The sequence below is a fragment of the Streptomyces sp. NPDC006602 genome (assembly GCF_042870385.1).
Classification (GTDB): Bacteria; Actinomycetota; Actinomycetes; order Streptomycetales; family Streptomycetaceae; genus Streptomyces.
In genome coordinates this window covers 21,053-43,041 of sequence record NZ_JBIAHG010000003.1, presented here as the reverse complement: position 1 = coordinate 43,041, position 21,989 = coordinate 21,053, and the positions used below count along the sequence as shown (strand labels likewise).

Below are 21,989 nucleotides of genomic sequence, written 5' to 3'. Positions count from 1 at the left end.
GGCGGCGAGAATGCACCACGATCGGCCACGCTCGGTCCATTCCCGTACCCCGACAGCCGGTTGGGTCGACGGGAACCCAGGGTCCCCACCGAGTAGGGCCGACGGCAGTGGAGTCGGCTCTTGGGCAGGGGGGTCTTCGCCGTATCGGCGAAGCCTGTCCAGCAAGGTTGTGCGTGATGCGTGTCAGGCGCGACCAGTGGTTGTCGCTCGGGGGTGATCGCCGGTGATTCGGGTGCGGTTCGCGCCTCCGAGCGCGGGCGCTCCCCTTCCCGAGGACGTAGCACTTCTCCCATCCCTGCCCGGCTGAGCCGTCGCTTCGACAGGGGCAGTCAGGGCCAGGAGATGTACGTCCGAGAAGGAGGAAATATGGAGTCCCAGGTGCGTGGCGGGACCAGATGGAAGCGGTTCGCTGTGGTCATGGTGCCCAGCGTCGCCGCGGCCGCGGCTGTGGGTGTCGGGCTTGCGCAGGGTGCGCTGGCCGCGTCGTTCAGTGTGTCGGGCCAGGAGTTCAAGGTCCGGGCCGGACATCTCGAGGGCCAGGGCTTTGCCCAGTACGGCGGCATCGACACTGGTTACACGTCGACCGACGGCAAGAACAAGACGGTTCGTCCCGTCGCGATCTCGTCGTTCAGGACCGCTCAGATCACGGACATGTGCCAGTCCGTCAAGACGGAGATTCCCCTCATAGGGAAGACGATCTACCTCCGTCTCAACGCCGGGCCGGACGCGAACCACAAGGTCGAGGCCGAGAACCTCTACATCGACGTCGCTCAGCTCGACGCCGACGCGACGTTCAAGGACATCGACATCGGTGTTGCGGTCCAGGACACGAGCCAGAGCAAGGGCGGCAAGGGTCCGGAGGTCAAGGACTCGAGCGTCCTGCCGGGCGGTTTCGCCCAGCAGGCGAAGTCGGCCGACCTGACGGACGTCGAGCAGACGGCGTGGGCCACCACGGCGGGCACCTTCAAGCTCAGCGGCCTGAAGATGCGTCTCGGCACCGACCCCAAGATGGAGTGCTTCTGACGGCTCAAGCCGTAGGGGTGTCCTTGGACAGCTGAGCTGCCCATGGGGGCGGGGGAGTTCGCCGCTTCTCCGCCCCGCTCGCCCGGCTCGACGCCCTGCGCCGAGCACTTGCACATACCCAGACTTCCGGCTTCTCCACGCCTACGGCCGAGCCGGTACGTACTTCAACCGGACCCAGGGAGCTGTTTTCCATGAGTGCCGAGACTCCGGTCCAGAGCGCCGGGACGTTCACCCGGTTGCGTCTGCGATTCCGTGACTGGCGGGGCAGCCGGCCGTTCTGGGCAGGCCTCTTCACCCTGCTCGGCGGGGTGCCGATCGCCTACTTCCCCTACGCCACCCTCAAGTTGGGTGCCATGTCGCTCGCCATGGCGACCACCGGAGGCGCCGGCTCCCTCATCATCGGCGTACTGCTGGTGACACTCGGTCTGACCATGTGGTTCCAGCAGGCCACGCGTGTCTTCGCCGGTGTGGCGTCGATCGTCCTCGCCCTGGTGTCCCTGGTCGTCTCCAACATAGGCGGCTTCATCGTCGGCTTCCTTCTCGCTTTGCTCGGTGGCGCACTCGCCGTCTCGTGGGCGCCGGGCAAGCCGGAGGCGGCGGGCGCCGGACCGCGCGAGGCGGAACAGAGCCCCTCGGACGAGGGTGCCGTGGAGACCGCTCCCGAGAGTGCCGTGGGTGAGCCGGGAGCGCCGTACCAGGCGCAGGACCCCGCGACCGGCGGACCGGCGGACAGGAAGCCCGAAGCTGCCTGGGCCGACGATCCGAACGGGGGGTACCGTGTCGGCTGACGCAAGCCACGGCGAGGGCCCCGAGTTGTCGACCGGGGTCAGAACGGGACCGCGTCACGCCGCGCCCAAGAAGCCGTTGTTCACCAGGTTCCACATGCCCGCCGGCAAGGCGATAGCCATGGCGGCGATGCCGACGGCGGTCCTCATGGGCATCGGGTTCACGCCGACGCTCGCACTCGCCGACGAGCAGCCGACCTCGAAAAGCCTGACGGCCGACGAGTACAAGGACTGCCTCGCGGCCCTCGACGAGGACGGCGCGTCCGCGTCGCCCACGCCGTCGCCGTCCGCCTCGTCGAGCGACGAGGCGTCGACGGACGAGGACAAGGGCGAGTCGGCGGAGCCGTCGCCCTCGGCCTCCGCGTCCTCTGGCTCGGGCGACTCCTCTTCGTCGGATTCAGGTTCCGACGACAAGGCCGACCCCACCCCGTCCGCCTCGGCCTCGCCGAGCAAGGAGAGCAACTCCGCCTCCGGCGACACCGCCACGGCGAGCCCCTCGCCGTCCGACAGCGGGGGCAACCTGCTGGAGGACATAGGCGACGCGATCACCGGCATCTTCACCGGCGGTGACAAGGCGGCGGAGAGCGCGAGCCCGACGCCAACCGCGTCCCCCTCCGCCTCGGAGAGCACGGATACCACGGCAGGCACCGACAGCGCCGCCAAGGACACCTCCGACGCCGTCAAGGAGACGACCGAGAAGGTCACCGGCGCGGCCGACGACACCGTGAAGGACACCACCGACACGGCGTCGAAGGCGGCCGAGGACACCACGAAGGCGGTGGAGGACGCGGCCGAGGCCGCCGCGGACGCCACGGCCACCCCCAGCCCCTCCGCGAGCTCCACCACGGACCCCGAGGACTGCCCGGTCGCCACCGAGGCCGAGGGCGACGTCGACAACAAGATCGCGGTAGCGGACAACCCCTGGTATCTGGAGGCCAGTTCGCTGACGCTGAAGGGCGCGGACTACCAGGGCGTCGTCGAGGTGAAGACGGCCAGTGGGAAGACCAAGAAGGTCCTGAAGTACGTCATCTCCGGCGGCACCGACATCGGCGACCTGCACCAGCTGGTCAAGGAGCACGGGAAGACCTACCACGTGCAGGCGGCCAAGGGCTCCACGTCCACGATCACCGACGGCGACACGGTGATGTACACCGAGAGCATCTCCGGCAACCTGCTCGGGCTGATCCCGATCACGTTCGACCCGGAGCACCCGCCGCCGCTGAACATCCCGCTGATCTACTTCACCAACGTGAAGATCACCCAGGCCGCCCAGTTCGGCGGAACGCTGCACGTCCCCGGGATGCAGCAGTACACCACCGACTGAGGCCCCCCAACCCCTCCGGGAGCCGCACACAGGTTGTGGCCCGGTTCCCTTCCGCGATCGCGGGAGGAACCGGGCCACAACCCTTTTCGCATCAGATGTCCCTTCAAGTTTTGCTTCAACAAATCTTCACACCAGTCACAGGAGTCACATAAGGTGGACGTTGCCGTGGCCATGACCAGCCTCGGCGCGGGGGGTGGCGCCGGGGAAGCCCACCCAGTGCGGTTCGGCTGGGACGGCTGTGCGCGGTCCCCGCCGACCACGCCAGCGAGGGGGGCCTCCCTTCCCATGTTCACTTTCGTCAGCCGCTCGGTGGTCCGGGCGGCGGCGGTCACGGCCGGACTAGCCGTCACCGCCGCACTGGCGGTGACGGCGACGACCGCCGCGCCGCCCATGACCGGAATTTCCACGGACAGAGCGTCCGAGACCGAAGCCTCCACGACCGAGCGGTCCGCGCCGTTGACCCAGCCGGTCGCCACCGACGGCACCGGACTGTTCCCGCTCATCGCCCGGAACAAGGACGGCCGCCTCTTCGACTACGAGCCCAAGGGAACCGGCGGCTTCACCGCCAGGTTCGACCTGGGCGGTGGCTACTCCGGCGCCACCGCGCTCGTGCAGACCAACATCTCGCGCAATCTGACCGGCACCGACCTGTACATCCGCATGGGCGGAACGCTGTACTACGCCGCCGAGCGCGGCGGCGACACCAAGGTCATCGGGACCGGTTGGGATCAGTTCAACCTGCTGGTCTCCGCGGGCAACCTGGGCGGCAGCGCCCACCCCGACCTGCTGGCCCGTCACACCGCGGACGGCTCGCTGTGGCTGTACCAGGGCAAGGCCGACGGCGGTCTCGCGGCCAAGGTCCAGGCGGGTAAGTCCGGTTGGAACGGCATGGACGAACTCACCGGCCGTGGCGACTACACCGGTGACGGCAAGGCCGACCTGGTCGCCCGTACGACCGCCGGCGCGCTGTACATCTACCCGGGCACCGGCAACGCCACGGCGGACGCCGTGTTCGGCACCCGGGTCGCCGTCGCGGCCACCGGGACCGCGTGGAAGGACTACACCGCCCTCTTCTCGACGGGCGACAACGACGGAGACGGCAAGACCGACCTGCTGGGCACCGATGCCGCGGGCGCGCTCTGGCTGTTCAAGGGCACGGGCAAGTCGTCGGCGCCGTTCGCGGCCCGTACGCAGCTCGGGGCCAGCGGCTGGGGCCAGTACAACCTGCTCTTCTGAGCCCGCCCCCGCCTCGCGCCTCTCCTCCCTTCTCTCTTTCTTCCTCAGCAGATCGGCTGACACTTCCGCATGCGTACACACGCACGTCCGGCCTCGCGCAGCCGCCGGACCATATCCAGGACCCCGGGCAGATGGTCCCGGCTCCTGACCGCCACTGCGCTGGCCACCGCCACCGCCGTCGCGATCACCGGGGGCCAACTCCCCGGTCTCACCCAGAACTCGCAGAACCAGCAGACCGCCGCGAGTGCCGACGACCCGGGCACGCCCTTCGACCTCGACAAGGCCGCCCAGGTCCGCGAGGACCAGTGCCTGCTCGGCGCTGTCCTGCGCCGGGGCGGCCCGGCGATGAAGGAGGTGGCACGCGCGGGGCTCATCGGCACGGAGGAGCAACTGCGCACGGCCGCCAACTCTGAGTACTGGGAGACCACTCCGCTCTCCACGGCCTTCACGAAGGACAAGCAGGACGCGGACGCCAAGCTGGACGAACTGAACGGCCGCAGGTACGTGTGGCAGGAATCCCTCGACGTCAGGGGAACCAACCCGCCGGGCTACACGGTCACCGGCTTCGAATGGGTGAAGGACGACCAGAACCCCTTCGACACGATTCAGCTGAGCAACTGGGTCACCGGACAGTTCTGGAAGAACGAGGGCGACTTCTACGCCGACCCGCACCCCACGGCGAGCAAGGTGTCCGTCGACGCGGCCACGGCGATCTACAACGCCCGCTACGACTCCGACGCGCATGAGGACTACGAGGACCGCCAGGCGTGGGAGTCACTGCAGTTCATGCACGACATGTACGCCGACGACGCCCGGCTCTTCCTCCAGTACGGCGGATTCCCGACCGCCGCGCCCGACCCGGACTCGATGGAGTTCCGGGTCGACGTGGAGAACCTCAAGGCCCGCTTCGCGTCCTGCGCGTACACCAACCCGGCGGATCCGCACAAGGTGCTCGGCGCCGAAATCGCCACAGCCCACACCGAGTGGCAGGCGGAGGTCGACGGGCAGAAGACCCAGCGGGACACCATCCTGCGCGCCGAGGTGCAGGCCAACTCCGATTTGACGGTGGCCTCGCAGGCCCTCGGCGAGGCGCTCGCCCAGTCGCTGATCGCGAGTCGCCTCACCGACTGGCAGGCGTACTGGCTCAAGCAGGACCCGGAGAAGGCCGGCCTCTCGTACCCGGAGACGACCGACTTCGCCAACGTCAAGAAGTGGATCGCCAACGCCCAGGGCCGCGCATCGGGCCGGCTCTTCGTGGCCTCCCGCTCCGCCCTGTCCGCCAAGTCGCAGGCGGCGAAGGTCGGCAAGGCCCAGACCGAGGCGTACGCCCTCGCCGACAACGCCGGTCTGCCGCGCGGCCGTGGTCTGATGTACGGCCAGCAGGCCGCCCAGGTCGCCAAGGCGTCCGCGGCCGCCACTCAGGCGGCGGCGAAGGCGACCGAGACCGCGTACAACGCGACCCGCGCCTCCGCCGCCGACAGCAAGACGCTCAACGCCCTTGCCAACACCCAGGCGCATGCTGCGAAGGCCGAGTTCCGGCGCATCGCCGCCCAGGAGGCCGAGGCCCAGGCCAAGGCCGCCGCCGAGGGCGCCGCCGCCCAGGCCCAGGAGGCGGCCAAGCACGCCGCCGAGGCCAAGGCCGCGGAGACCAAGGCGAAGGCGGCCGAGCAGACCGCGAAGAACGCGGCGGCCGACGCCAAGGCCAAGCGGCAGAAGGCCGAGGCCGAGCGGGACTACGCCAAGTCGCAGGCGGACGTCGCCGCGGCCGAGCGGCAGAAGGCGCACGATGCCGAGGGCCGCGCCCAGTCCCAGCGGCAGGTCGCGGCCGGCAAGCTGTCCGACGCGCAGGCCGCGGGGACCACGGCGGCCCAGAAGAAGGACGCCGCGCTGGCCGCCGAGAGCCGGGCGAGGAACGCCCGCAACGGCGCCCTCGCCGCCGAGGACCGCAGGGACACCCTGGTCGCCAAGGCGGAGGCCGCGGAGGCACTGCTCGCCGCCGTGGACGGCACCGCCGCCGCCATCGAGGCACGGCAGGCCGCCACCAAGGCCCGCTCGGCGGCCGACGACGCGACGGCCGCGGCCACGGCCGCCCGTCAGGCGGCGAACGAGGCCACCGAGGCGGCCACCAACGCCCGCGAGGCGGCCACCAAGGCCCGGGGGGCCGCCCAGCGCGCCCAGGCCGCCGCGGACGGCGCCAAGCGCGATGTCGCGATCACCGGGGCCGCGGTGAAGAAGGCGCACGCGGCCGCCGCCGACGCGATCGCCGCGTCCCAGGCCGCCAAGTGGAACGCCATCGCAGCCAAGGCCGAGGCCGAGACCGCGCGCAAGGCCGCCGACAAGGCACGCGGCGACGCCGTGGTCGCCCGCTCCGAGGCCACTCTGGCGGGTGCCGACGCGATCCGCACCGCCGGCCACGCGTACTCCACCGCGCAGGCCGCCGCGGCCGCCCGGGACTCGGCGGCACAGGTCGTCAAACCGGCCAACGACGCCATCGAGCTGGGCTCCCCGTACGCGGAGACCGACTCCTCGGCGGGCCTCGCGGTCCTGACCGGGCAGGCGGCGAAGACCGCCGCCCAGCAGCAGGTCGCCGTCGCCAACGCCAAGGCGGCGCAGGCCAAGAAGGCGGCGGCCGAGGCCAAGGCGCTGGCGGCCAAGGCGGATGCCGACGCCAAGGCCGCGGCCGAGGCCGCGGCGAACGCGGCCGAGTGGGCCGCGCAGGCCACCGCGTCCGCGGCGGCGGCGCAGGCCTCGTCCGACGCGGCGGCCGCGTCCGCGAAGGCGGCGAAGAAGTCCGAGGCCAACACCGTCGAGTACGACCGACGGGCCGTCGAGGACGCCGCTGCCGCACAGACGGCGGCCACCACGGCCGACGGCTACGCCACCGAGGCCGACGCCTCCGCCGACGACGCCGAGCGGGACGCGGCCAGTGCCCGCAGCGCGGCCGACGCGGCCGAGGCCGACGCCTCCACCGCGCGATCCGTCGCCGACAAGGCGGAGCAGGACGCGACCGTGGCCGAGGCCGCGGCGGCCAACGCCCGCAACCTCGCCGTGGAGGCCGCCCAGGCCGCCATCCGTACCCAGCAGGTCGACTTCGAGGACCGCAAGGAGCAGGAGCGCACCGCCGACGGCGGCGGCACCGGCGTCGAGGGTGTCGTGATGAAGCCCAGCGGCGACTCGAAGGTGGACATCAACCCGCTGAGCGACTGTGTGGGCACCCACTCCGGGAGCGAGATCGGCTGCGAGATCGACCTCGAGTTCCACATCTACGGCGAGATGGACTTCTACATCGAGTCCTGCCCGCTGCCTGGTGTGGACCGGTCCCGCTGCGGTTCCGCCCTGCAGCGCGACTACCTCACCAGCTCCCCCCTGGACGTCACCTTCAAGGAGGAGAACGTCCACGTCGACGGCCTGGCTCTCACGGCGTCCGTCCTGAAGGCCATCGCCACCGGCGCCGTCGCCGACATCGTCGGCTGCTGGAAGCGCAAGCTGAGCAGCTGCCTGTGGCTGGCGGGCAGCATCGTCCTGCCGAGCCTGCTGATCAAGGCGGCGGAGGCGGCATTCGCGGTCCGGACCGCGGTGCGCGGGGGGTCCGGGATCGGCCGTGCCATCTGGGGTCTGCGCGGCTCGGGACTGTCGGCGTCCGCGGCGGCCAGACTGGAGAGCGTCGGCCGGCAGGCCCTGAACTCCATGTGCTTCCCGGCCGGTACCAAGGTCGCCACCGAACACGGCACCAGGCCGATCGAGGAGATCCAGGCCGGCGACCGCGTCTGGGCGCAGGACCCGGAGACGGGCGAGCGTCGGCTGCGCACGGTCGCCGGGGTGATGCAGCGCACCGCCGACGCCCTGGTCTCCGTCGACATCGGCACGGAAACCCTCCGGGCCACCACCGAGCATCCCTTCTGGGTGCGGGGCAAGGGCTGGACGGGTGCCGAGGCGCTGCTTCCCGGCGACCGGCTGACCACCCTGGACGGCAAGGACGCGCGGGTCGAGTCGGTGACGAGGAACCGCGGCCCGGTCCAGGTGTTCAACTTCGAGGTCGAGGGCGACCACACCTACTTCGTCGGCGCGTCGAAGGTGCTGGTGCACAATGCCTGTCGGATCTGGCCGAACAACATGGCGGCCACCCTGGAACGGGAACTCGCCCTCGCCGAGCGGATGGGTGTTCGTCCGGCCAAGCCGGGTTCCGCGGACTGGGACAGGTACATCGACATGGACGGCGAACCGATCAAGTGGGCCGTGCTGCAGGACGGACAACTGGTGATCATGCCGAAGATGGTGCAGGGACAGGAACTCTCCCACCCGGTGCTGAGCGGCGGTGCCGCGGTGCGGGCCGCCGGTGAGGCCGAGATCGCGGGCGGAGCAGGGCAGTACTTCGGGCTGCGACTCGACGCCCACAGCGGCCACTTCTTCAAGGAGGGCGACGCCTTCTGGGCTGCCGGCGGCGGAGCGGAACAGCTCGGCAAGGAGATGTTCGAGGCGGCCGGGGTGATGTTCGGGTGACCGGGCCCTTCGACGGCCTCGACCGCCTGGATCTCGACGCCCATGTGCGGCGCTGGTCGGCGCCGGACGCGAGCCTGGCCGACGGGGAGGTGAACCAGTGGATCGCCGCGGCCCAGCAGTTCGCCGCCCGCCTCCAGGACGATGCGACCGGGCTCAGCGACGAGCGATGGCACGCGGTCGGGCAGGCGTGGACGGCTCTGCTGGCGGGCGCCGAGCGGGCGACCGGACCGCAGCGCAATGAATGGCTGTTGCGGGATCTGCGCCTGCGGTCCTGGCTGCTGGGGCAGGTGGGGCCGCGTGCGGGCGTCGCCCTGCTCGATCCGGAGGCCGTGCTGGAACGGGCGCTGGCCGCCATGCCCATGCCCGCGCAGGAGGCCGCCCGGTCCGCCCCGCACTGGCGGGAGTTGGATCGCGAGCAGATCATGGCGCTCCGGATGATCCGGCGCCTGCTCGCTCCGGTACGACCGTTGGCCCCGCTCCTCGCGGATCACCCCCGCTGGGATGAGTTCCAGGAGTGGGAGCGGCTGGCCGACGACCTGCCGTGACCGACCCCGCCGAGAACGCCTGAGGGCGCCCCCTGCCACAGGGGGCGCCCTCAGCGCCGTACAAGGCCCTTCAAGGGGCCCGGGGTCCGAAGGCCCTCGGGCCCCGTCAGTCGCTCGTGCCGCCGAGGTGGTGGACGCGCAGCATGTTGGTGGTGCCGGCGACGCCGGGGGGCGAGCCGGCGGTGATGATGACGATGTCGCCCGGGTTGAAGCGCTTGGTCTTGGTGATCTCCTGGTCCACCAGGTCGACCATCGCGTCGGTGCTGTTGACGAACGGCACGACGTGCGACTCGACGCCCCAGCTGAGGGTGAGCTGGTTGCGGGTGGACTCGTCGGTGGTGAAGGCGATGATCGGCTGGACCGCGCGGTAGCGCGACAGACGGCGGGCGGTGTCGCCGGACTGGGTGAAGGCCACCAGGCCCCGGCCGCCGAGGAAGTCGGCGATCTCGCAGGCGGCACGGGCGACCGAACCGCCTTGCGTGCGCGGCTTCTTGCCGGGGACCAGCGGCTGCAGGCCCTTCGACATGAGTTCCTGCTCGGCCGCGGTGACGATCTTCGACATCGTCTTGACGGTCTCGATCGGGTAGGCGCCCACCGAGGACTCCGCCGACAGCATGACCGCGTCCGCGCCGTCCAGGATCGCGTTGGCCACGTCGGAGGCCTCGGCGCGGGTCGGGCGGGAGTTGGTGATCATCGACTCCATCATCTGGGTCGCCACGATCACCGGCTTGGCGTTGCGCCGGCACAGCTCGATCAGACGCTTCTGCACCATGGGGACCTTCTCGAGCGGGTACTCGACGGCCAGGTCACCACGGGCCACCATCACGGCGTCGAACGCCGCGACGACGGCGTCCATGTTCTCCACCGCCTGCGGCTTCTCCACCTTGGCGATGACGGGGACCCGGCGGCCCTCCTCGTCCATCACCTTGTGGACGTCCGCGACGTCCTTCGCGTCCCGCACGAAGGACAGCGCGACCATGTCGCAGCCCATGCGCAGCGCGAAGCGCAGGTCCTCGACGTCCTTCTCGGACAGCGCCGGGACGTTCACGGCCGCGCCCGGCAGGTTGATGCCCTTGTGGTCGGAGACGACACCGCCCTCGATGACGATGGTCTTGACCCGGTGGCCCGCGACCTCGGTGACCTTGAGCTCGACGTTGCCGTCGTTGATCAGGATCTGGTCGCCCTTGGTCACGTCACCGGGCAGGCCCTTGTAGGTCGTGCCGCAGATCTGCTTGTCACCGGGCACGTCCTCGGTGGTGATGACGAACTCGTCACCACGCTCCAGCTCGACCGGACCCTCGGCGAAGGTCTCGAGGCGGATCTTCGGGCCCTGCAGGTCGGCGAGGACGCCGATGGCGCGGCCGGTCTCCTTGGAGGCGGCGCGGACACGGTCGTATCGACCCTGGTGCTCGGCGTGGGAGCCGTGGCTGAAGTTGAAGCGGGCCACGTTCATGCCGGCCTCGATCAGCGACACCAGCTGCTCGTGGGAGTCGACCGCGGGGCCGAGAGTACAAACGATTTTCGAACGGCGCATGGGGCGATCCTATCGGTTTGTTTCGCTACGGAATATTCCGTCTGGTGGAAGATACAAATGGGCGGGTGGGTGCTCAGTTGTTCTTTTCCACCAGTGCGTAAGTCTGGGTGGCGATTTCCAGTTCTTCGTCCGTCGGAACCACGGCGACCGCCACGCGCGCGTGGGCGGGCGAGATCAGCCGCGGCTCGTCACTGCGTATCGCGTTCAGCTCGCCGTCCACCACCGGGCCCAGCTCCTCCAGGCCCGCCACGGCGGCCTCCCGCACCGGCGCCGCGTTCTCGCCGACCCCGGCCGTGAACGCGATCGCGTCCACCCGGCCGAGCACCGCGTAATAGGCGCCGATGTACTTCTTCAAGCGGTGAATGTAGATGTCGAAGGCCAGTTGTGCCTGTTCGTCACCCTCGTCGATCCTGCGGCGGATCTCCCGCATGTCGTTGTCCCCGCACAGACCGATCAATCCGCTCTTCTTGTTGAGAAGAGTGTCGATCTCGTCCGTGGACATTTTGCCAACACGCATCAAATGGAAGATGACGGCCGGGTCCACGTCTCCGGAGCGCGTACCCATCACGAGCCCCTCCAAAGGCGTCAGCCCCATGGAGGTGTCGACGCACCGGCCGCCCCTGACCGCCGAGGCGGACGCCCCGTTGCCCAGGTGCAGCACGATCACGTTCACCTCTTCCGGCGACTTGCCCAGCAGCTTCGCCGTCGCCCGGGAGACGTACGCGTGCGAGGTCCCGTGGAAGCCGTAGCGCCGGATCCGGTGCTCGTCGGCGGTCTGCACGTCGATCGCGTAGCGGGCGGCCGACTCCGGCATCGTCGTATGGAACGCGGTGTCGAAGACGGCGACCTGGGGGAGGTCGGGCCGCAGCGCCTGCGCGGTGCGGATGCCGGTCAGGTTCGCCGGGTTGTGCAGCGGGGCCACCGGGATCAGCCGCTCGATCTCGGCGAGCACCGCGCCGTCGATGACCGTCGGCTCGGTGAACGACTGCCCGCCGTGCACCACCCGGTGCCCTATCGCGGCCAGCTCCGGCGAGTCCAGCCCGAGCCCGTCCTTCGACAGTTCTTCCGCTACGGCCTTCAGCGCGGCGTCGTGGTCGGCGATCGGGCCGGTCCGCTCACGGGACACGCCGGAGGCGACCGGCGTGTGCTTCAGCCGGGAGGTCTCCTCGCCGATGCGCTCGACGAGTCCCATGGCCAGCCGGCTGCTGTCCCGCATGTCGAGCAGCTGGTACTTCACCGACGACGAACCGGAGTTGAGGACGAGGACGCGAGAAGAGGGGGTCGAGCGCAGCTCGTCGGGCAGGGCGGTGGTGGGAGACGGGTGGGAGCTCACTGGGCGGTGGCTTTCTCGGTCGGGGCGGAAGCGGGGGACAGGTCGGGGGACTGGGCCTGGATGGCCGTGATGGCGACGGTGTTGACGATGTCCTGGACGAGAGCGCCCCGGGACAGGTCGTTGACCGGCTTGCGCAGACCCTGCAGCACCGGCCCGACGGCGATCGCGCCCGCCGAACGTTGCACGGCCTTGTAGGTGTTGTTGCCGGTGTTCAGGTCCGGGAAGATCAACACGCTGGCCTGGCCGGCGACTTCGGAGCCCGGCAGCTTGGTCTGTGCGACCGACGGCTCGACGGCCGCGTCGTACTGGATGGGCCCCTCGATCTTCAGGTCGGGCCTGCGCTGCCGCACCAGCTCGGTCGCCTCGCGCACCTTGTCGACGTCGGCGCCCGAGCCGGACGTACCGGTCGAGTACGACAGCATCGCGATCCGCGCCTCCACGCCGAACTGCTCGGCGGTGGCGGCCGACTGGATGGCGATGTCGGCGAGCTGCTCGGCGTTCGGGTCGGGGTTCACCGCGCAGTCGCCGTAGACCAGGACCTTGTCGGCCAGGCACATGAAGAACACGGACGAGACGATGTCGGCGTCCGGCTTGGTCTTGATGATCTCGAAGCCGGGGCGGATGGTCGCGGCCGTGGAGTGCACCGAGCCCGACACCATGCCGTCGGCGAGGCCCTCCTGCACCATCAGAGTGCCGAAGTAGTTCACGTCGGAGACCACGTCGTACGCCAGCTCCACCGTGACGCCCTTGTGGGCGCGCAGCGCCGCGTACCGCTCGGCGAAGGCGTCGCGCAGCTCGCTGGTGGCCGGGTCGATCAGCTGGGCGTCGCCCAGGTCGATGCCGAGGTCGGCGGCCTTCTTGCGGATCTGGTCGACCGGGCCGAGCAGGGTGAGGTCGCAGACCCCGCGGCGCAGCAGCACCTCGGCGGCGTGCAGGACGCGCGGCTCGGTGCCCTCGGGCAGCACGACGCGCCGCCGGTCGGTGCGGGCCTGCTCCAGGAGCTTGTGCTCGAACATCATCGGCGTGAGGCGGTCGCTGCTCGGCGCGGAGACCCGCCGGTTGAGCTCGGCGGTGTCGGCGTAGCGCTCGAAGATGCCGAGCGCGGTCTCCGCCTTGCGCGGGGTCGCCGCGTTCAACTTCCCCTCCAGGGAGAAGAGTTCGGCGGCGGTGGGGAAGCTGTTGCCGGGCACCGAGAGCACCGGGGTGCCGGGAGCGAGGCGGGCGGCGAGGGTGAGGACGGCGTCGCTCGGCACCTCGTTCAGGGTGAGCAGGACGCCCGCTATCGGCGGGGTGCCGGCGCTGTGCGCGGCCAGCGAGCCGACGACCAGGTCGGCGCGGTCGCCGGGGGTGACGACCAGGCAGCCCGGGGTCAGCGCGCCCAGGAAGTTCGGCAGCATCGCCCCGCCGAAGACGAAGTCCAGCGCGTCCCGGGCGAGCCCCGAGTCGTCGCCGAGGACGACCTTGGCGCCGAGCGCGTGGGCGACCTGGGCGACGGTCGGCGAGGAGAGGGCGGGCTCGTCGGGCAGGACGTAGCAGGGCACGGGGAGCCGGCTGTCGAGCTGCTCGGCGATCTCGTCCCGGTCCTCGCGGGCGACCCGGTTGGCGACCATGGCGAGGACGTCGCAGCCGAGACCCTCGTACGCCCGGAAGGCGTTGCGGGTCTCGGCGAGCACGGACTCCGCGGTCTGCTTACGGCCGCCCACCACCGGGATCACGGAGGCGCCGAACTCGTTCGCCAGCCGGGCGTTGAGGGACAGCTCGTCGGGGAACTGGGTGTCGGCGTAGTCGGTGCCGAGGACGAGGACGACGTCGTACTCCCGCGCGACCAGGTGGAACCGGTCGACCAGCGTCGACACCAGCTCGTCGGCACCCCGCTCGGCCTGGAGGGCGGACGCCTCGTGGTAGTCCATGCCGTAGACGGTGCCGGGGTCCTGGGACAGCCGATAGCGGGCCCGCAGCAGCTCGAACAGCCGATCCGGGCCGTCGTGGACAAGGGGCCGGAACACGCCCACCCGGTCGACCTGGCGGGTCAGGAGTTCCATGACCCCCAGTTCGACGACCTGGCGGCCGTCGCCGCGGTCGATGCCGGTCACGTACACGCTGCGGGTCACGCGTGCTCTCCGTTTCGTGGGTGGGTGGTTGTCGGTGTCTCGTGGGGGGTTTTCGCTGCTGTCACAGGAAATCGGTGCCGTCACAAAAATTGCCCACCGAGGTGAGCAGAACCCTCTTGACAATACCTCTCACCATGGATAAGGCACCCGTCGGGATGGCATGCGGCGCCCACCTGCGGGACGTGAAAGAATCGAGCCTGGCTCACCGGTATCAACAGCGAGCAGGAGACACAGCACGATGCGTATCGGAGTTCTCACCGCAGGCGGCGACTGCCCCGGCCTGAACGCCGTGATCCGGTCGGTCGTGCACCGAGCGGTCGACAACTACGAGGACGAGGTCATCGGCTTCGAGGACGGTTTCGCGGGTCTGCTCGACGGCCGCTACCGCGCCCTCGACCTTAACGACGTCAGCGGCATCCTGGCCCGTGGCGGCACCATCCTCGGCTCCTCCCGCCTGGAACGCGACCGGCTGCGCGAGGCCTGCGTGCACCTCGCCGAGGAAGCCCGCGACTTCGGCATCGACGCCCTGATCCCGATCGGCGGCGAGGGCACCCTGACCGCCGCCCGGATGCTGTCCGACGCGGGCCTGCCGGTGGTCGGCGTCCCGAAGACCATCGACAACGACATCTCCTCCACCGACCGCACCTTCGGCTTCGACACCGCGGTCGGTGTCGCCACCGAGGCCATGGACCGCCTCAAGACCACCGCCGAGTCCCACCAGCGCGTCATGGTCGTCGAGGTCATGGGCCGGCACGCGGGCTGGATCGCCCTGGAGTCCGGCATGGCGGCCGGCGCCCACGGCATCTGCCTGCCCGAGCGCCCCTTCGACCCGGCCGACCTGGTCAAGATGGTCGAGGAGCGCTTCTCCCGCGGCAAGAAGTTCGCCGTGATCTGCGTCGCCGAGGGCGCCCACCCCGCCGAGGGCACCATGGACTACGGCAAGGGCGCGATCGACCAGTTCGGACACGAGCGCTTCCAGGGCATCGGCACGGCACTGGCCTTCGAGCTGGAGCGCCGCCTCGGCAAGGAGGCCAAGCCGGTCATCCTCGGCCACGTCCAGCGCGGCGGCACACCGACCGCCTTCGACCGCGTCCTCGCCACCCGCTTCGGCTGGCACGCGGTGGAGGCCGCGCACCGAGGAGACTTCGGCCGGATGACCGCGCTCAGGGGCAGCGACGTGATGATGGTGCCGCTGGCGGAGGCCGTGACCGAGCTGAAGACGGTGCCGAAGGATCGGATGGACGAGGCGGAGTCGGTCTTCTAGGCCGCGGGCCTGCCGAGTTTCTTCTCTACCCGGTGTTGTCGCGGACCGTGTTCCAGAACCGGTCCACGATCCGGTCGAGGAAGTCCCGGCCGGCCTCACCGGCGGGACCGCTGTCGCCGCCCCAGCTGAGCGTGGCGACCATCTGCCCCTGGTACTCCCGGTGCAGCTCCTGGAGGGTGTCCTCCACCAGGCGCCGGTCCAGGGGGAGGAGCTTCGTGACCGGGCGGACGTACCCCTGCCAGCGGGTGGTCACGGCACTGCGCAGGTGCTCGGCGAGCCGTGCCTCGCGGCCCGTGACGGTGACGAAGTCCGGCAGCGACAGGTCGAGCAGCTCGGCGAGCGCGGCGGACTGACGGTCGGTGCCGCGCCATTCGTCGTGCTCCTCCATGTGGAGATACGCGAGGAGTTCGAGCCCGACGCCGCGCGCGACGTCCTCTGGCGCGAGGCCGCGGGTGATGCGGTGCTCGCGCAAGGTGCGCGGCCGGTCGATGAGTTCACCGGGGGAGCACCACAACACACCCGCGAGAGCGGTGAGTTCGGGGCTGGTGGGGGAGACCGTCCCGCGTTCCCAGGCCATGACGAGGTCCGGGGTGACGTAGGGCAGCCCGAACGAGGCACGCATGTCGTAGGCGACGTGTTCGGGCCCCATGCTGAGTGCGGCACGGAGTCTGCGGGCGGCTGGGGCGTTGAACGGGGGACCGGGCTGGTTCGGGAGAGCTGGGGGTCGGCGCACGGGCCTCAACGTAGGGGCGCGGGGCTGCGTTGACTACGGTCTGTTCGGCCAGTATCACGCATTGTATGAATGTACGGTTCCGGCCACTTGTTCGGAGTGGCCGAAGATCGTCTGTCCGCGGTGCGTGGGCGGTGGCGAGGATGGCGGCGGGCCGCCCGGGCGGGTGCCCGGGAGGAGCGTGGCTTTCGTGTACGAGGTGAATGGCAAGGTAGAGGGGCATATTCGCGAGCGACTGCAGGCGCCGAACTTCTGGCACCTCGCGACGGTCGGCCCGGACGGCACTCCGCAGGTCTCGCCCATGTGGGCGGACATCGAAGGCGAGTACGTCATGGTCAACACGGCGATCGGCCGTGTGAAGGAGGAGAACCTGCGGCGCAATCCGAACGTTTCCCTCTCCCACCACGACCCCGACAACCCCTACGACCGCGTGGAGATCCGGGGGCGGGTCGTCCGGTTCGTGGAGGGAGAGGAGGCGGACGCGTCCATGGACCGGCTCACCCGGAAGTACATCGGGGAGGACAAGTACCCGTGGCTGCTGCCCGGTGAGCGCCGGGTGATGCTGCTGATCGAGCCGGTGCGGGTGCGCCGGGTGGTGGGGGTGGAGCCGTTCCGGCCGGGGGTGTTGCCGGAGGGGTGACGGGCGGAACGGCGTTCGGGGGCCCTCGCCGCGGACCCGCACCCGCGCGCCGCCAACCTCGACGCCCCCTCGCCCTAACGCCCCCGCTCCACCGCCCCCTTGACCCACCGATACTGCAACTCCGGCCGCCCCACGGCCCCGTACTGCGGACTCCGAGCAGCCCTCCCCGCATCCACCAGATGCTCCAGATACCGGCGCGCCGTGATCCGCGAAATCCCCACCGCCTCCGCGACGCCCGTGGCCGTGAGCCCCTCCGCGCAGTCCCGCAGCGCGACCGTCACCCGCTCCAACGTCGGCCCGCTCAACCCCTTCGGCAGTGCCGCCGGCCCCGGTGCTCGCAGCGTGGCCAGGGCGCGGTCCACCTCGTCCTGGCCGCTCGCCTCACCCGCCGCCGCGTGGAACTCGGCGTATCTGACCAGCCGGTCGCGCAGCGTGGCGAAGGTGAAGGGTTTCAGGACGTACTGGACGACCCCCAGTGAGACCCCCTCCCGGACGACCGTCAGGTCCCGCGCCGACGTCACCGCTATGACATCCGCGTGCAGCCCGGCCGCCCGCAGCGAACGGGCCAGCTGCAGTCCGTGCACGTCCGGCAGGTGCAGGTCCAGGAGCAACAGATCCACGGCCGTACGCTCCAGCGCGCGCCGCGCCTCAGCACCCGTGTGCGCCTTGCCGACGGCCGTGAAGCCCGGGACCCGGTTGACGTACATGACGTGCGCGTCGGCGGCGACGGGGTCGTCCTCGACGACCAGGACGCGGATGGGGTGCTGCTCGGCCGTCGTCATACGTCGCCTCCAGAAACCGCATTGCCCCCAGAAACCGCTTGTTTCCCAGAAACCCCACTGCTCCCAGCAACCGCGCTGCCCCCGGAAACCCCGCTCCCCGACACAACCCCCCGCGACGCCCGCTCGGCCCCGCCTCGCCCAGCCCCGTCCCCCAACGGCAACCGCACCTCGAACTCCGCCCCGCCCCCCTCGGCCCCCGCCACCGCCAGCTCCCCCTCGTGCCGGTTCACCGCCTGCCGTACGAGCGCCAGCCCCAGCCCCCGGCCCCCCGGCCCCGCCGGCTTCGTCGAGAAGCCCCGCTGGAAAACCGCGTCCGTGTGGGCCGGGTCGACCCCCGCGCCCGTGTCCGACACCCGCAGCACCAGCTCGTCCTCGGCCGTGTACGCGGTCACCGTCACCCGCCCCCGCGCGCTGCCCTGCGCCGCGTCGACCGCGTTGTCGATGAGGTTGCCGAGGATGGTCACGAGGTCCCGGGAGGGGAGCGAGGGCGGTAGCAGACCGTCGTCCAGACGGCTCTCCTCGGAGACCACCAGCTCCACGCCCCGCTCGTTCGCCTGGGCCGTCTTGCCCAGCAGCAGGGCCGCGAGCACCGGCTCGCTCACCGCCGCCACCACCTGGTCGGTCAGCGCCTGGGCGAGTTCGAGTTCCGCCGTGGCGAAGTCGACCGCCTGCTCCGCCCGCCCCAGCTCGATCAGCGAGACGACCGTGTGCAGCCGGTTCGCCGCCTCGTGGGCCTGGGAACGGAGTGCCTGGATGAAGCCCCGCTCGGAGTCCAACTCGCCCATCAGGGACTGGAGCTCGGTCACGTCGCGCAACGTGACGACCGTGCCCCGCCGTTCGCCCCCCGAGACCGGGGACGTGTTCACCACCAGCACCCGGTCCGCCGTCAGATGCACCTCGTCCACCCGCGGCTCCGACGCCAGCAGCGCGCCCGTCAACGGCGCGGGCAGCCCGAGATCCGCGACGGACCGGCCCACCACATCGCCCGACACGCCCAACAGCTCCCGTCCACCGTCATTGATCAGCGCCACACGGTACTGCCCGTCGAGCATCAGCAGACCCTCGCGTACGGCATGCAGTGCGGCCTGGTGGTAGTCGTGCATGGCGCTGAGCTCGGCCGCGTTCATGCCGTGGGTGTGGCGGCGCAGCCGGGCGTTGACGACGTACGTGCCGACCGCGCCGAGCGCGAGCGCGCCGGCCGCGACGCCGAGCAGGGCCGTGAGCTGGCCCTGGACCCGCTTGCTGATCTCGTCGACCTTGATGCCGGCGCTGACCAGACCGACGACCTCGCCGCTCGACCAGATCGGGGTGACGGCGCGCACCGAGGGGCCGAGGGTGCCGGTGTAGGTCTCGGTGAAGGAGCCGCCGGCTACGGCGGGGGCGATGTTGCCGCGGAAGGGCTTGCCGATCTCGTCCTCGCGGGGGTGGGTCCAGCGGATGCCCTTCGGGTTCATGATCGTGACGAAGTCGACGTCGGCGTCGCGCATCACCCGCAGCGCGTACGGCTGGAGCTCGGCCGACGGATCGGGTGTGCGGATCGCCTCCCGCACGGACGGGGCGTCCGCGACCGAGCGGGCCACGGCCATGGCCTGCCGCCGCGTCGAGTCCTCCGCCTGGCTGCGGTCGCTGACGTAGGTGAACAGCGCGTAACCGGCGACGACCACCGCTATCAGCACTGCCTGCATGGCGAAGAGCTGGCCGGCGAGGCTGCGGGGCCGTGGGACGGGGATGCGCATGTCGTCAGTGTGCCTCGCAGGTTAAGCATGAACTAAATGAACGGAAGGGTGACCGCCCTCACAGGGCGGGAGATAGTCACGGCATTCCCCCACACCCACCCGGACGTGAGCCGCACGCCGGTGATGCCGACGACGTCGTCAAGGAGGGCCACCGTGACCAGCGCAGCCGATACGGCACCTGCCGCACCGAAAGCCAAGCGGGACCGCACCCACTACCTCTATATCGCGGTGATCGTCGCGGTCGCCATTGGCATCGCCGTCGGTCTGGCCGCGCCTGATTTCGCCGTCGAGCTGAAGCCCATCGGCACCGGCTTCGTGAACCTGATCAAGATGATGATCTCGCCGATCATCTTCTGCACGATCGTGCTGGGCATCGGCTCGGTCCGCAAGGCCGCCAAGGTCGGTGCGGTCGGCGGTATCGCGCTCCTCTACTTCACGATCATGTCGCTCGTCGCGCTGGGCATCGGCCTGGTCGTCGGCAACATCCTGGAGCCGGGCACGGGCCTCGCCGTGACCGACGCGATCAAGGACGCCGGGCACGCGCAGGTCGACGGGGAGGCCAAGGACACCGCCACCTTCCTGCTCGGCATCATCCCGACGACGATCGTCTCCGCCTTCACCGAGGGCGAGGTACTGCAGACCCTGCTGATCGCCCTGCTCGCCGGCTTCGCGCTGCAGGCCATGGGCCCGGCCGGGCAGCCGGTCCTGCGCGGTGTCGAGCACATCCAGCGCCTCGTCTTCCGCATCCTCGCCATGGTGATGTGGGCCGCCCCGATCGGCGCCTTCGGCGCCATGGCCGCCGTGGTCGGTTCCGCGGGTGTCGACGCCCTCAAGAGCCTCGCCGTGCTGATGCTCGGCTTCTACGTCACCTGTTTCCTCTTCGTCTTCATCGTGCTCGGCATCCTGCTGCGCGTGGTCGCCGGACTGAACATCCTGACGCTGTTCAAGTACCTGGGCCGCGAGTTCCTGCTGATCCTGTCGACCTCGTCGTCCGAGTCGGCGCTGCCGCGGCTCATCGCGAAGATGGAGCACCTCGGCATCAGCAAGCCGGTGGTCGGCATCACCGTCCCGACCGGCTACTCCTTCAACCTCGACGGCACCATGATCTACATGACCATGGCGTCCCTGTTCATCGCCGACGCGATGGGTACGCCGATGTCGGTCGGCGAGCAGATCCCGCTGCTGCTGTTCCTGTTCGTCGCCTCCAAGGGCGCGGCGGGCGTGACCGGTGCCGGTATGGCGACGCTGGCCGGTGGCCTTCAGTCCCACAAGCCCGCGCTGGTGGACGGCATCGGCCTGATCGTCGGCATCGACCGCTTCATGAGCGAGGCCCGCGCCCTGACGAACTTCGCGGGCAACGCCGTCGCCACGGTCCTGATCGGCACCTGGACGAAGGAGATCGACCGCGGCCGCGTCGACCAGGTGCTCGCGGGACAGATCCCCTTCGACGAGAAGACCCTTCTCGACGACGGCGGCGAGGGCGGAGAGTCCGGGGACGCCCAGGCGGACATCCCCGAGCAGGGCGGCGAGAAGGAACTCGCCAAGGCCTGACGACCGGCCCCGGGATCCGAGGCCCACACCCACCCCGGCCCCCGGATCCCGGATCCGAGACCCCGGATCCCGGATCCGAGACCCCGGATCCGGGATCCGACCCCCCATGGCCGGGTCGGGCCCGGCGCCTGAACCCGGGCCCGCCCCAACGCCTCCGGGCGGCTGAGTACTCCCCCGTAGCTCAGCCGCCCGGTCGGCTTCTCCCCGTCGGCCTTTCCCTCCCAGCGCCCGTCAAGGGCTCCCAATCGCTCAGTTTCGCCACCAGTTCGGTGGCACGAGAGGCGGGCACGCCCGCCGCGGTCAGTACGGTGACCGCGGCGGAGCGGCCCGCCTCTTCCGCTGCCAGCAGACCGTCGTTCACCGCCTCCATCAGCGCGAACAGGGTCTGCTCGTGCACGTACGCCAGCGCCGGCGCCGGCAGCGGTGAGTCGAAGACGCCGTCCTCCAGGCCCCGCCGCAGCAGCTCGACACTGGCCCGGCGCACGGGTGTGAGGCGGTCGCGGATGCCCTGCATGGTGACGCTGCGCTGGGCGAGGGCGACCAGGATGCGATAGCGGTCGGCGACTTCCCACACCGCCAGCACCGAGCGCGCCACGGCCACCGCCGGGTCCTCGACGCCCTCCCGGCCCGCCGCGTGCGCGGCCGCCACCGACTCCACGGCGTGGTCGACGAGCGTGCCGACCAGCGCCTCGCGGCTGGGGAAGTGGCCGTACACGGTCCGTCGTACGACACCTGCCGCACGCGCGATCTGGTCCATGGACGCGTCGGGGTCGCGCAGCAGCTCGGCGAGCGCGACATCGAGGATGCGGCGGCGGTTTGTGTCGGCGCGGCCGGTGTTACCCGTGCTCATGGCTGCCATTCTGCACGCCCCCGCGCGGGACGCCGGCGTCCCTCC

Annotated in this window: 16 protein-coding genes; 9 read left to right on the top strand and 7 right to left on the bottom strand. The window is 70.6% G+C overall.

All coding sequences use genetic code 11. The features are described 5' to 3' along the window. Positions 1-366: 366 nt before the first annotated feature. The 6 genes from ACFYO2_RS08920 to ACFYO2_RS08895 all read left to right on the top strand — a co-directional run bounded on the left by ACFYO2_RS08920 (position 367) and on the right by ACFYO2_RS08895 (position 9,413). Positions 367-1,023: a DUF6230 family protein gene (locus tag ACFYO2_RS08920; protein ID WP_388346198.1), complete on the top strand. Its 657-nt coding sequence runs from the start codon at positions 367-369 to the stop codon at positions 1,021-1,023. A 191-nt stretch (positions 1,024-1,214) separates the two neighbouring features. After that, positions 1,215-1,811, top strand: a complete 597-nt coding sequence (locus ACFYO2_RS08915; protein ID WP_388346195.1) for a DUF6114 domain-containing protein — start codon at positions 1,215-1,217, stop codon at positions 1,809-1,811. Continuing rightward, a complete protein-coding gene (locus ACFYO2_RS08910; RefSeq protein ID WP_388346192.1) occupies positions 1,801-3,132 on the top strand; it encodes a hypothetical protein in 1,332 nt (443 codons plus the stop codon). Before ACFYO2_RS08915 ends, ACFYO2_RS08910 begins: the two co-directional genes overlap by 11 nt. A gap of 285 nt (positions 3,133-3,417) precedes the next feature. Beyond that, on the top strand, positions 3,418-4,368 hold the full coding sequence (locus ACFYO2_RS08905) for an FG-GAP repeat domain-containing protein (RefSeq protein WP_388346190.1): 951 nt from the start codon (positions 3,418-3,420) through the stop codon (positions 4,366-4,368). A gap of 69 nt (positions 4,369-4,437) precedes the next feature. Further along, positions 4,438-8,868, top strand: coding sequence for a polymorphic toxin-type HINT domain-containing protein (locus ACFYO2_RS08900; protein ID WP_388346188.1), 4,431 nt, complete (start codon positions 4,438-4,440; stop codon positions 8,866-8,868). After that, complete coding sequence (locus ACFYO2_RS08895) at positions 8,865-9,413, top strand: hypothetical protein (protein ID WP_388346186.1); 549 nt, start codon at positions 8,865-8,867, stop codon at positions 9,411-9,413. The genes ACFYO2_RS08900 and ACFYO2_RS08895 overlap by 4 nt, the downstream gene beginning before the upstream one ends. Positions 9,414-9,519: 106 nt before the next feature. Here the strand turns inward: ACFYO2_RS08895 and pyk are convergent, their stop codons facing one another. The 3 genes from pyk to pta form a co-directional block, all read right to left on the bottom strand. Next, entirely contained in the window at positions 9,520-10,947 is a 1,428-nt protein-coding gene (gene pyk / locus ACFYO2_RS08890) for a pyruvate kinase (RefSeq protein ID WP_388346185.1), read from the bottom strand. A 73-nt stretch (positions 10,948-11,020) separates the two neighbouring features. Continuing rightward, positions 11,021-12,280 (bottom strand): acetate kinase, encoded by a 1,260-nt coding sequence (locus tag ACFYO2_RS08885; protein WP_388346182.1) that lies wholly within the window; start codon positions 12,278-12,280, stop codon positions 11,021-11,023. Beyond that, positions 12,277-14,391: a phosphate acetyltransferase gene (gene pta, locus ACFYO2_RS08880; RefSeq protein ID WP_388346179.1), complete on the bottom strand. Its 2,115-nt coding sequence runs from the start codon at positions 14,389-14,391 to the stop codon at positions 12,277-12,279. Before pta ends, ACFYO2_RS08885 begins: the two co-directional genes overlap by 4 nt. Positions 14,392-14,629: 238 nt before the next feature. On the opposite strand from pta, the gene ACFYO2_RS08875 reads away from it, so the two are divergent. After that, positions 14,630-15,655 carry an ATP-dependent 6-phosphofructokinase gene (locus ACFYO2_RS08875; RefSeq protein WP_388346177.1) on the top strand — a complete coding sequence of 342 codons (1,026 nt, stop codon included), beginning with the start codon at positions 14,630-14,632 and terminating at the stop codon, positions 15,653-15,655. A 25-nt stretch (positions 15,656-15,680) separates the two neighbouring features. Here ACFYO2_RS08875 and ACFYO2_RS08870 read toward each other — a convergent pair whose 3' ends face one another. Continuing rightward, positions 15,681-16,388, bottom strand: a complete 708-nt coding sequence (locus ACFYO2_RS08870; RefSeq protein WP_388346174.1) for an XRE family transcriptional regulator — start codon at positions 16,386-16,388, stop codon at positions 15,681-15,683. Between the two features lie 178 nt (positions 16,389-16,566). On the opposite strand from ACFYO2_RS08870, the gene ACFYO2_RS08865 reads away from it, so the two are divergent. Then, a complete protein-coding gene (locus ACFYO2_RS08865; RefSeq protein WP_388346171.1) occupies positions 16,567-17,025 on the top strand; it encodes a PPOX class F420-dependent oxidoreductase in 459 nt (152 codons plus the stop codon). Between the two features lie 74 nt (positions 17,026-17,099). On the opposite strand, the gene ACFYO2_RS08860 is transcribed toward ACFYO2_RS08865, so the two are convergent. Together ACFYO2_RS08860 and ACFYO2_RS08855 are read right to left on the bottom strand one after the other, a co-directional pair. Then, a complete protein-coding gene (locus ACFYO2_RS08860; RefSeq protein WP_388346169.1) occupies positions 17,100-17,807 on the bottom strand; it encodes a response regulator in 708 nt (235 codons plus the stop codon). After that, positions 17,804-19,543 (bottom strand): ATP-binding protein, encoded by a 1,740-nt coding sequence (locus ACFYO2_RS08855; RefSeq protein ID WP_388346167.1) that lies wholly within the window; start codon positions 19,541-19,543, stop codon positions 17,804-17,806. The genes ACFYO2_RS08860 and ACFYO2_RS08855 overlap by 4 nt, the downstream gene beginning before the upstream one ends. 123 nt (positions 19,544-19,666) lie before the next feature. Between ACFYO2_RS08855 and ACFYO2_RS08850 the strand changes: the two genes are divergently transcribed. Next, entirely contained in the window at positions 19,667-21,094 is a 1,428-nt protein-coding gene (locus ACFYO2_RS08850) for a cation:dicarboxylate symporter family transporter (RefSeq protein ID WP_388347538.1), read from the top strand. A gap of 181 nt (positions 21,095-21,275) precedes the next feature. Here the strand turns inward: ACFYO2_RS08850 and ACFYO2_RS08845 are convergent, their stop codons facing one another. After that, entirely contained in the window at positions 21,276-21,953 is a 678-nt protein-coding gene (locus tag ACFYO2_RS08845) for a TetR/AcrR family transcriptional regulator (RefSeq protein ID WP_388346164.1), read from the bottom strand. Between the last annotated feature and the right edge of the window lie 36 nt (positions 21,954-21,989).

Excerpts from the sequence above, each read along its gene's own strand:
- ACFYO2_RS08920 (WP_388346198.1), top strand. The coding sequence starts at position 367 with ATGGAGTCCCAGGTGCGTGGCGGGACCAGATGGAAGCGGTTCGCTGTG.
- ACFYO2_RS08915 (WP_388346195.1), top strand. The coding sequence starts at position 1,215 with ATGAGTGCCGAGACTCCGGTCCAGAGCGCCGGGACGTTCACCCGGTTG.
- ACFYO2_RS08905 (WP_388346190.1), top strand. The coding sequence starts at position 3,418 with ATGTTCACTTTCGTCAGCCGCTCGGTGGTCCGGGCGGCGGCGGTCACG.
- ACFYO2_RS08900 (WP_388346188.1), top strand. The coding sequence starts at position 4,438 with ATGCGTACACACGCACGTCCGGCCTCGCGCAGCCGCCGGACCATATCC.
- pyk (WP_388346185.1), bottom strand. The coding sequence starts at position 10,947 with ATGCGCCGTTCGAAAATCGTTTGTACTCTCGGCCCCGCGGTCGACTCC.
- ACFYO2_RS08875 (WP_388346177.1), top strand. The coding sequence starts at position 14,630 with ATGCGTATCGGAGTTCTCACCGCAGGCGGCGACTGCCCCGGCCTGAAC.
- ACFYO2_RS08860 (WP_388346169.1), bottom strand. The coding sequence starts at position 17,807 with ATGACGACGGCCGAGCAGCACCCCATCCGCGTCCTGGTCGTCGAGGAC.
- ACFYO2_RS08855 (WP_388346167.1), bottom strand. The coding sequence starts at position 19,543 with ATGCGCATCCCCGTCCCACGGCCCCGCAGCCTCGCCGGCCAGCTCTTC.
- ACFYO2_RS08850 (WP_388347538.1), top strand. The coding sequence starts at position 19,667 with ATGCCGACGACGTCGTCAAGGAGGGCCACCGTGACCAGCGCAGCCGAT.
- ACFYO2_RS08845 (WP_388346164.1), bottom strand. The coding sequence starts at position 21,953 with ATGGCAGCCATGAGCACGGGTAACACCGGCCGCGCCGACACAAACCGC.